This is a genomic window from uncultured Campylobacter sp., assembly GCF_938017705.1.
Taxonomy (GTDB): Bacteria; Campylobacterota; Campylobacteria; order Campylobacterales; family Campylobacteraceae; genus Campylobacter_B.
Window position 1 is genome coordinate 1 of sequence record NZ_CALIIS010000219.1, and the last position, 10,363, is coordinate 10,363.

9 protein-coding genes are annotated in these 10,363 nt (G+C 46.3%); all 9 read right to left on the bottom strand.

Annotated elements, in window-relative coordinates; translation table 11 throughout:
- The coding region (locus Q0605_RS09985) for a hypothetical protein (RefSeq protein ID WP_298706663.1) at positions 1-779 on the bottom strand (779 nt) is incomplete at its 3' end.
- 137 nt (positions 780-916) lie between these two features.
- Positions 917-2,152 carry a nucleotide sugar dehydrogenase gene (locus Q0605_RS09990; RefSeq protein WP_298706665.1) on the bottom strand — a complete coding sequence of 412 codons (1,236 nt, stop codon included), beginning with the start codon at positions 2,150-2,152 and terminating at the stop codon, positions 917-919.
- Positions 2,153-2,659: 507 nt separating this feature from the next.
- Complete coding sequence (locus Q0605_RS09995) at positions 2,660-4,480, bottom strand: penicillin-binding protein 2 (RefSeq protein WP_298706667.1); 1,821 nt, start codon at positions 4,478-4,480, stop codon at positions 2,660-2,662.
- A 62-nt stretch (positions 4,481-4,542) separates the two neighbouring features.
- Positions 4,543-5,226 carry a leucyl/phenylalanyl-tRNA--protein transferase gene (aat, locus tag Q0605_RS10000; RefSeq protein ID WP_298706669.1) on the bottom strand — a complete coding sequence of 228 codons (684 nt, stop codon included), beginning with the start codon at positions 5,224-5,226 and terminating at the stop codon, positions 4,543-4,545.
- Positions 5,226-7,607 carry an AAA family ATPase gene (locus Q0605_RS10005; RefSeq protein ID WP_297902107.1) on the bottom strand — a complete coding sequence of 794 codons (2,382 nt, stop codon included), beginning with the start codon at positions 7,605-7,607 and terminating at the stop codon, positions 5,226-5,228. Before Q0605_RS10005 ends, aat begins: the two co-directional genes overlap by 1 nt.
- A 15-nt stretch (positions 7,608-7,622) precedes the next feature.
- Positions 7,623-7,928, bottom strand: coding sequence for an ATP-dependent Clp protease adaptor ClpS (locus tag Q0605_RS10010; RefSeq protein WP_291936640.1), 306 nt, complete (start codon positions 7,926-7,928; stop codon positions 7,623-7,625).
- On the bottom strand, positions 7,918-8,616 hold the full coding sequence (locus tag Q0605_RS10015) for a TlpA family protein disulfide reductase (protein WP_298706671.1): 699 nt from the start codon (positions 8,614-8,616) through the stop codon (positions 7,918-7,920). The genes Q0605_RS10010 and Q0605_RS10015 overlap by 11 nt, the downstream gene beginning before the upstream one ends.
- A 55-nt stretch (positions 8,617-8,671) precedes the next feature.
- Positions 8,672-9,136: an SsrA-binding protein SmpB gene (smpB, locus tag Q0605_RS10020; protein ID WP_298706673.1), complete on the bottom strand. Its 465-nt coding sequence runs from the start codon at positions 9,134-9,136 to the stop codon at positions 8,672-8,674.
- Positions 9,137-9,261: 125 nt separating this feature from the next.
- Entirely contained in the window at positions 9,262-10,005 is a 744-nt protein-coding gene (locus Q0605_RS10025; RefSeq protein ID WP_298706675.1) for a 4-(cytidine 5'-diphospho)-2-C-methyl-D-erythritol kinase, read from the bottom strand.
- Positions 10,006-10,363: the final 358 nt, after the last annotated feature.

A 10,363-nucleotide genomic window follows, 5' to 3' on the forward strand; every position in this document is an offset into this window, starting at 1 on the left:
GTAACTTCTTTATTTTCAATTAGATACATTTTAGGAAAAGTCCTTGATACTATTGCAATAATTTTTTCTTCACATATAAAACGACCGGTAAAAGTACCTGACGCATCGATATCTAGCATTTTTTTTAGCATAAAATATCTCTGCTGAAAAGCAATGGTTTCATTTGTTTTATTGTCTATGATTCTCATTGTGTCGGAGTGAAAGTATTTAGAGGCGAACCAATTTAAATTTACCTTGTCATATAGAACGGTATAGTTCATCTTAGGCATCTTGTCTTTCGTAGTTATGATTTTATTCGAGTCGATTATTTTTATGATTCTAGCTCTGATATCATCATAGTGCGACGTCTTTTCTCCTAGCTCTTGCTTTACCTCTTTTACTATTTTGTCGTATTCGTCTTGATTTTTTTCGTAATGATATATGGCTACGTTTCCATCAGGTAAATTTAAGGCTAACGTCTTTAGATGGATGCCGTCAAGGTAGTTATTCATCATATTTTCTATATCTTGCTCGTTAAAGCCATTAAAAACGTTATCCTCAAAATAAATACTTTCCGGATACTCTACCGTTTCCTTTATAAAGGACTTTGGCATAGTATGGCAATAATATGCTCCAAGAATGTTTGTAATGATGATGTCGTAAGTAGGGATCAGGAGTAATACGACCGCTACGATGCCTCTGATCCAATTTTTCTTAATATATTTTGCGGTAATAAGCATAATGATAGCGCTAACGGCTATATAAGGAATAATGTAGAAAAATAGTATTATCATCCCCATAGCATCCCCTTTGACTGCCAAATAAAGCGAAGGGTAAAGTTGACGCCGCTTTTTTGCATATCGATCCTTTTAAAATGCTTTAATATCTTAAAATTATTTTCTGCTTTTAAAATACCAATTTAAACCTCGGCTAAATTTCAGAGCTTTCCTTGCGCGCCTTTATAGACGTTTTTCACGTCGTAAACCAGCGAGCCCGCGTAATCAAGCTCAAAAAATTGCTTATGCGCCACGGCGATTACGACGCAGTCAAATTTGCGCAAGTCAGGCTTTTGCAGCAGATCGATGTCGTAGTATCTCTTAGCGTCGGCGGCGCTCGCCCAAGGATCATAGACGCTTACTTCGCAGCCGAAATTTTTAAGCTCGCTTATCATATCCACGACGCGCGTATTGCGGGTATCGGGGCAGTTTTCTTTAAACGTAAGTCCCAAGATCAAGACCTTCGCGCCCTTTACCTTTTCGTCGTATTTTATCATCATCTTGACGACCTCCGTAGCGACGTAGCTTCCCATATTGTCGTTGATACGGCGGCTTGAGAGGATGATTTCGGGGTGATATCCCACCTCGGTCGCCTTCTGCGCCAGATAGTACGGATCGATGCCGATGCAGTGTCCGCCCACGAGCCCCGGACGGAAGCTTAAGAAATTCCACTTCGTAGCCGCCGCGTCGATGACGTCGTTGGTGTTTATACCAAGCTTGCCGAACAGGATCGCAAGCTCGTTGATAAAGCCGATATTGATGTCGCGCTGGGTGTTTTCGATCACCTTCGCGGCTTCGGCGACCTTGATGCTGCTGGCGCGAAAGGTGCCATTTTGCAGGATGCTAAGATAGACGCTATCTACGACGTCCAAAGCCTCGGGGGTGCTTGCCGAGACGATCTTTTTGATCTTCGTGACGGTGTGAACTTTATCACCGGGATTGATCCGCTCGGGCGAATATCCGCAGAAAAAATCGCGGTTAAATTTTAGCCCGCTAGCCCGCTGCAACACCGGCACGCAATCCTCCTCCGTAGCGCCCGGATAGACGGTGCTTTCATACACGACGATGTCGCCCTTTTTAAGCACGGCGCCGACGCTTTCGCTGGCCTTGATTAGCGGCGTGAGATCAGGGCGATTTAGCCTATCTACGGGCGTCGGCACGCACACGATGTAAAAATTACTCTGCCTCATATCATCTAGCTTTGCGCTAAATTTAAGCCCGTTTTGAATCGCTGCGGCAAGCTCCTCGTCGCTAAGCTCCAGCGTGCGGTCGTGCCCGCCGCGCAGCTCGTCTATGCGGTCCTGAGCTACGTCAAAGCCCACGACCTCGTGTTTTGCCGCAAACGCCGCCGCCAAAGGAAGCCCAACGTAGCCAAGCCCGATTATCGCTATTTTCATTTTTCCCTCATTTGCTTTCATATTCTCCTCTTTTCTTGCGTTAAATTTCATCGTTAAATTTCGCAGTCAAACTCGCTAAATTTCACAGTTGCGCAGACATACAGCACGAATTTATAGCGCTGCGTCTTAAAAATTTACGTTACAAGCTTGCTCTCTGTTTTATTTGCGTTACTTGCGCGACGACAAATTTAAAATTTTGCCTTTACGCGGAATTTTGCGCTACGGCAAAATCACAAGCCACGATAAAATTCCATTGCTTTAGTGCAGCGAGCGGCGCTATGCAAAATTTCAAGCCGTGATAAAATTTTACTACCGCGCCAAAATCCCGCATCACGATAAAATTCCATCGCCGTGCCGTTAAAATTTACGCCGCGAAATTCTATGCTGCCAAAATTCCGCGCCGTAAAATTTAAACGCCGATAAATTCAAAAAAGCCGCGCCGAATTCCACGAATTTTCGTCGCCGCAAGTCGCAAAATTTTAAAAAACTTCGCGAAATTTAGCAAATTTAATCTTTAATTTCAACTGCCTCATCCTTGATCTCGACCTTTTGCGTGGCGTTTGCGTCGGCTGCGGGCTTTAGATAGCCCTCCTCTATCAAAATTCCTACCGCCCGCTTAAAGATCGGCAGCGCGTTTTGAGCGGCGTAGTAGCTGCCCCTTTTAGGCTCGCGCACCAAAACGCCGATCGTGTAGCTGGTGTCTGCGTCGTTGGCAAAGCCGAAAAACGAGCTATTATAGGCGCTCGAATAGCCGCCCCCCTTAGCGATACGCGCAGTGCCCGTCTTGCCGCCGATTTGCAGCCCCGCTACCCGCCCTTTGCGCCCCGTGCCGCTCTCAACCGTTTTGATTAAAATTCCTTTTATTACGTCAGCGGTAGGTTTAGAGATTACCTGGCGGGTTTCGCTTTCGTTAACGGTGTAAGTTTTGCCATTATTTTCGAGATTTTCGACTAGGCGCGGGCTAATCATGACGCCGCCGTTGTTAAAGACGGTATAGGCATTGAGCATCTGAAGGAATGTCATCTGCGCGCCGTAGCCGTAGCTGATCGTGGCTTTGTAAATTTTATTATTCAGGCTTTTGATACTAGGTATATTTCCGCTTTGCTCATACGGCAGATCGATACCCGTTTTTTGCGACATACCGAAGTTCATCAGCCCGTCATAAATAGCCTGCCCCTCCAGCCGCTCTGAAATTTTAATCATTCCAATATTTGAGCTATGGATGATGATCTCCTCGCCGCTCATCTGCTTTGCAGGATGCGTGTCGCGGATCGTGCGAGTACCAAGCTTATAGCTGCCGTTATAGGTATTAATGATCTCGCCCGGTTTGACGGCTTTGGCATCATAGGCGATTGCGAAAATTATCGGCTTCATAATCGAGCCCACTTCGTAGGCGTATTCGCTCGCGGTAAAATTTAAATTCTTAAGATCGTTTTTCGTGATGTTTGAGGGGTCATAGCGGGCATTGGTCGCAAGGGATAAAATTTTGCCCGTTTTGGAGTTCATAATGCCTACCACGATTTCTCGTGCATCGTAATTATCAGCGCCCTCATCGCTTAGGCGCTCTATCTTTCTTTGCAGCGTTAGTGGCACGCTTAGACGGACGTTGTAGCCGTCGATCCTGCCCGTTTTTTTGCTGCTGCGCTCTAGAATGATATTACCACCGATATCACGCGGACCCACGATAAACTCATCTCTAACCGGCGCTAGATAATACTCATAGTACTTCTCGATCCCCTTAATTCCGCTAACCTTGGTGATGCCATCAACCTCTTTTTTATTGATATAGCCGATTAACGGAGTGAGCGAATCGCCGACATTGTAGCTGCGCTTCTCGCCGCTTTCGCTCACGCTCATGCGGATAGGCGGATTTAACCTGCCGTTTGAGCCTATGAAGCTTACGAAGACCTTTTTTAAATTTAGCTTATATGCAAGCTCTTTTAGATGCACGGCGGTTTTGGCGTCGATCTTATACGACAGCACGGTCGTGCCGCCAGAGCCCTCGATCGCGCTTTTGACGCGCTTTTCACTATCGCCCGTGTAGATGCAGTATAGCCGCACGAAAAGATCAAGCTTGTTTTTATCGATGCTGCGCGCATCGACGCTAACTTTGTAGAGTTTGACGGAATTTGCCGCGACGTAGTTATCTTTTGCGATTATCGCGCCGCGGATCGCGCTGTTGGTTTCATTGACATCCAGGCGCGGTAACTTGCGCTCGGTGCTGCCCCAAAAATATAAAATCGCCAAAAATACAAAAAGCGCCGCCGGCACGAATATAAACATCACAATAATCATACCGACCGAGGAGCTTTTATCTCTTTGCCACATCTTATTTCTTTAAAATTCTAAATTCCGCGCATTTTTTACGCTGCTGCATCTCAAGCTTTGACTCAATGCTGCGCTCCGCGCGGAACTTTAAGATCCGCAAAGCGCTCAAAGCCGCTATCTTGCGCACTAAGCTCAGCAAATAGAGCGAGGAATTCCGCTCGCGGCATCTCTTTAGCACCCATAAATTTCAGATGCTCGTTCATAATCTGACAATCGATTAAAAAGCCGAAATTTGCAAGCACCTCACAAAGCCTAATCAGCGCTACTTTCGAAGCATTGCTCTTTAGGCTCAGCATACTCTCGCCGCAAAACACACGCCCAAAAATTAGCCCGTATAGCCCACCCACAAGCTCGCCGTCCTCGTACGCCTCGACGCTGTGAGCGTAGCCGTCTGCTGCCAAACGCGAGTAAGCCTGCACGATCTGCTCGCTGATCCACGTGCCGTCGCTCTCTTTTTTTCGTACGTCTTTGCAGCGCTCGATGAAGCCCTTAAAATTCGCGTCAAATTTAACGTCATATCGCTTAAGATAGGGCTTAATGGACTTTTGCACACGCACTTCGCGTGGATCAAGCACTGCGCGCGGATCGGGCGACCACCATAAAATCGGCTCATCCTCGTTAAACCACGGAAATATCCCTGCGCTATAAGCGCTAAGCAAGCAATCCTCGCTCAGGTCGCCGCCACTTGCAAGCGGCGCAAAATCGGGCGCATCCATAGGATCTGGAAAATCGTAAAACCGAGCCATTATTTAACGACACTGCTTTGAGCTAGTGCGGGTTGCTTTTTTTCTATCTGCGGCAAAGGCGTAGAAGCAAAGCTAAAGCTTAGCTCGCCATCTTTTACGCTCACGCTAACCAAGCCGCCCTCTTGCAGCGCACCAAAAAGCAGCTCGCCGCTTATATGATCGCTTATCTGCGAGCTGATCTCGCGCTTTAAATTTCGCGCGCCAAACTCGTCCGAATAGCCGCGCGAGATAATCAAATCTTTTGCTTCCTTGTTTAGACTAATCTTTACGTTTTTTAGCTGCGACTCCAACTCACCGATAGTTTTATCCACGATCTTTTCTAAAATTTCGCCGCTTAAGCGGTTGAAATTTATGATTTTATCGATGCGATTGCGAAATTCCGGCGCAAAGAAGCTTTTTATGGCGCTATCTACTTTATAGCTCTCATCTTTTGTAAATCCAACTTGCGGCGCTTCTTTCGTGCCTAAATTCGACGTCATTATTATGATCGTATTTTTAAAATCGGTCGTAACGCCGTTGTTATCGGTAAGACTTGCGTTATCGAAAATTCCTAAAAAAATATTCGTCATGCTAGGATGAGCTTTTTCTACTTCATCAAATAAAATGACGCTGTAAGGGTGCTTTTTGATGTTATTCGTTAAAATTCCGCCATTTTCAAAGCCCACGTATCCAGGAGGTGCTCCGATGAGCCTCGAGACGCTGTGGGCTTCCATATACTCGCTCATATCATAGCGCTCAAAATGCACTCCAAGCTGCGCGGCTAAGACCTTGGCTAGCTCACTTTTGCCCACGCCGCTACTACCTGCAAATAAAAATACGCCGATTGGGGAGCTTGCACCTCCAAGCCCGGCGTAAGAGCGTAGAAGCGCCTTACAAAGACTGCTAACCGCTTCATCTTGACCGAAAATTTCACGCTTGATATTGGCTTCCAGATTTTTTAGTACTTGTTTATTATCGACGCTGCTGCTTAAATTTGCGATATTCGCGCTAATCGAAAGCGTATTTACTAAATCGTCTTTGCTGATTTCAAGCGGAGCTTCGTGCGGCTTAAACGCAAAGCTCGCGCCCACCTCATCGATGAGATCAATGGCACTATCGGGAAGAAATTTATCGCTTTGATATTTTTTAGCAAGCGTTACGCTATCACGCAAAATTTCGTCGCTAAATTTCACTCCGTGAAATTCCTCATATTTTTTGGCTACGCCTTTTAAAATTTCGACGCTATCGTCAATGCTAGGCTCGCTTACATCGATCTTACAAAACCTGCGGCTAAGCGCTTTATCCTGCGAAAACGAGCGGTATTCGCCGTATGTAGTAGCGCCGATGACCGATAGCTCGCCGCTTGCAAGCGAAGGCTTTAGGATGTTTGACATATCAAGTTCGTTGCGATTGCCCGTGCCTGCGCCAACGATCGTGTGAATTTCATCGATAAATAAAATCGCATTTTGATTAGCGCTAAACTCGTCTATAAGGTCTTTTAGCCTCTCCTCAAACTCCCCGCGCAGCGTAGTGCCTGCGATCAGCGCGCCAGCATCGAGAGCGTAAATCACCTTGTTTTTTAGCTTTTCTGGCACTTCGCCGCGGACGATTTTTAGCGCGATACCCTCGATGATCGCGGTTTTACCAACTCCTGCTTCGCCCACTAAGATCGGATTATTTTTCTTGCGGCGACAGAGGGTTTGTAGCGTCTTTTCGATCTCTTTTTCGCGTCCGATGAGTGGATCGATCTTACCTTCAAGCGCGATTTTATTGAGGTTTGCTGTATAAAGTGAACTAGGCGAATCCTTTTTAATATCGCGCTCGTTTATGGCGTCCTTTTCGCCCTCAAACGCGGGCTCAAATTCCGTATTCTGCCACTGCCTGCGGCTTTCGTCATAATTCATCGCATGCGTGATATCATCGATATCGTATGAGTTTAGCTTAATCGCTGCGGCTTCGTCGCGAGAAACGACCTCATCACGGTGATCGAAAGCGGATTTGTACTTTCGCACAATGAGCTCAAAAATCGCGGCATTGATACCGTAGTGATTTAAAATTTTAGTGCAGTCGTTTTCCTTATCATTTAGAATTTTAAGCATAAAATCAAGCTCGTTTTTAGGCTCTTTAGCGTTATTTAATTCAGTATAGAACTGCTTAAATTCTATCGTCTGCGCCGGAGCCTTGCCGCTTGATTTAGGCATCATATCCAAAAGCCCGCCCAGATTATCCAAGATATTTAGGTAGTTAATATCCGGAATTTCTTTGGCGATGAGCCCATGGAAGGGCTTATTGTATTTAAAAATCGCATAAACTACGTGCGAAGTGGTGATATATTCGTCCTCGCCGTCGTTTGCGACGCTGATTGCTTGTTCAAAATGTTTGTTTAAAAAAAATCCTATCATTGCTTTCCTTTAAATTTAATCCTCTTCGATCTCACATCTAAGAGGGAATCCTGCGGCCTTTGCCGCTTGTAAAACCGCTTGTTGCTTGCACTCGGCTATCTCTTTAGGATACGCGCCGCAAACCGCGCGACCCTGCTTATGAACTTTCATCATTAAATCTACGGCGTCGTTAAAGTTTTTGGCGAAAATCTCCATCAAAATATAAACCACGAAATCCATCGTCGTCACGTCGTCGTTTAGCAAAATTACTTTATACGGACGAGGCACGAAAGATTTTGTTTTGGCGCGAGTGTGAATCTGCACACCGGTTTTAGTTGCCATTTTTTATCCTGGCGATATCGCTTTTTATCACATCGGTATCGACCATGCCTAAGTAATATGGCTTGCCCCGCTCATCGCCCTCGTTAATGTCGGTAAGTCTTTGATATTTTCCGTCTTTAAGTACTACCTTAAAAGGGATCGAAAGCGCGTGGCGATAACCGATGTCGCTTAAAATTTGACCTACTATGCGCTCGTTCTGTTTTGAATTGGAGATGAAATAATACGCATTAAACTTTTTCGTAAAATTTTCGATCACTTGCGCGTCCGTAATGTCCTCGAAATAAATCAAGCCGACCATTAGAAAATCCGCGGAATTTTTTAACTGAAAGTCCATCAGATGCGGCGCTTCGATGCGGCACGGCTGACAGTATGTACCAAAAATATCAAACATTAAAATTTTATCGCTGTCCGCGAGCTTAAAGCCCTTTTCTGTCCGCTCGATCGTTACCTCGCCGCCTACGACGCTTTTAAGCGTAAGGCGCTCGCCCGTTTTAAACGGCGTAAAAGCTACCTCCTCGCCACTTTCTCCGCCAATACGCTCGCCATTTTTATCTTGAGCGGAATTTTTTGCCATCTGATTCTCGCTCGCGGCAGGATTCTCGCCAACAGAGCCCGTCTTTTTCTGCGAATCATCTCCACAGCCACTTAAGACAAAAATCGCCAAACATGATAATAAAAATTTCTTCATTGCATTTCCTTCGGGTTTAAATTTAAGCCCGCATTTTAACCAAAGTTTTGTGAATTTAAAATGAATGCTTGTCGTATCGCTTCATCGCGCTTTGCGCTTCGCGGTCGGCTTCCTTGCGCTTTAGCGATTCGCGCTTATCGTGCAGATTTTTGCCACTAGCCAAAGCGATACGCGCCTTTACGCGGTTTTTATCATTGAGATACAGCGACAAAACCACGATGGTAAGGCCTTCTTTGCTAACCGCGCCAAGCAGTTTGTCAATCTGCTTACGATGCATCAAAAGCTTTCTCGCCGCCCCCTCGTCTGGACGAAAATGGGCGTTGGTGCTTTCAAGATAGCTGATATGGGCATTTAGCAAAAATAGCTCGCCGCGGATCACGCGACAAAAGCTATCTTTGAGATTGCCCCTGCCCACGCGCAGGGCTTTGACCTCGCTGCCCTTTAGCACGATGCCCGCTTCAAAGCTTTCAAGTATCGTAAAATCGTGAAATGCCTTGCGATTTTTACTCAGTTCTTTCATCTTTTTCCTTCTAAATTTGACCCTAAGCTTAGCCCGTTTTTACTTAAATTTAAAAGCGGGCGAGCGAATTTTAAATTTTATCTTTAAATTTAGCTTTTAAATTTTAACCGCGCGCCTTGGAATTCTTATTTTAAGAAAAACACGCTGCTGCCGCTGCCGCTTAGAAACATATCGCGATACTTGCTCATCTGCGGATATAGCTTTATGCACGGCGCGAATAGATCATTTAGCAGGGGGCCGTCGTATCGCGTCAGCAGCTGCTCGCTGCTTAAACGCAACATCTCTTGAGCCTGCGCAGCATTTATATTTTGCATAAAGCTTGCGCGAAACTCATTATAAACCGCGCCGGTGGAGCAAAAGATCGCGGGCGTTAAAATTTCGATCGCGGGCAAGAAGTCCTCGAAAGGCTCGATGATCTCGCCGATGCCGCGCACATTTGCCGCCTCAAGCCCGCTAACAAAAAACGCGACATCCGCGCCGATATTTTGCGCGATTTTGGTAAGCCGCTCGCGCGGAATTTTTAAGTTTAATTCCTCGTTCGCAAGCCGCAAAAACGCCGCCGCATCGCTACTGCCGCCCCCAAGACCCGCACCGATCGGAATATGTTTTTTAAGCACGATCTTGTGCGAGCTGAAAAATTCCGCAAGCTCGCGCGCAAAGCCCGCCCGCTCAAGCGCCGCCTTGGCCTTTAAAATTATATTATCCGCGATCTGCGCGGCGCCACATTCAAGCGCAAAGCCACTCGCGCGCTCGAAGCTTATCTCATCAAATAGCTCCCTGCGCAGCACGAAGCGTGAGGCGATCTCGTGGTAGCCGCCGCGCGTGCCGACGACTTTTAAAAAAACATTGATCTTTGCATAGGCCTTCAAATTTTACTCCTTCTGCGCCTAGGCGCGCTTGCGTTAAATTTAGCTCGCGGTAAGCTCATCTAGCGCGATTAAAATTTTAAATCCGCGCGCAAGTTAAATTTCAACCTGCGGCGCGCCCCGTCCAGTGCGATCAAAATTCAAAACCGCGTGCCGTGAAGTGCGCGCCGCGAAATTTAACCCACGATCGCGACGCCCGATACGTAAATTTTATAAAGCGCGAAATTTTAATCCACAACGCACGCGGCTAAATTTCAACCCGCGACGCAAATCTATATTAGCGATTAAAATTCCAAGCCGGAAAAATTCTAACCGCGCTGCGCTAAGCCGCAAATTTAGCTTGGCAATACGCCGCCCGCCG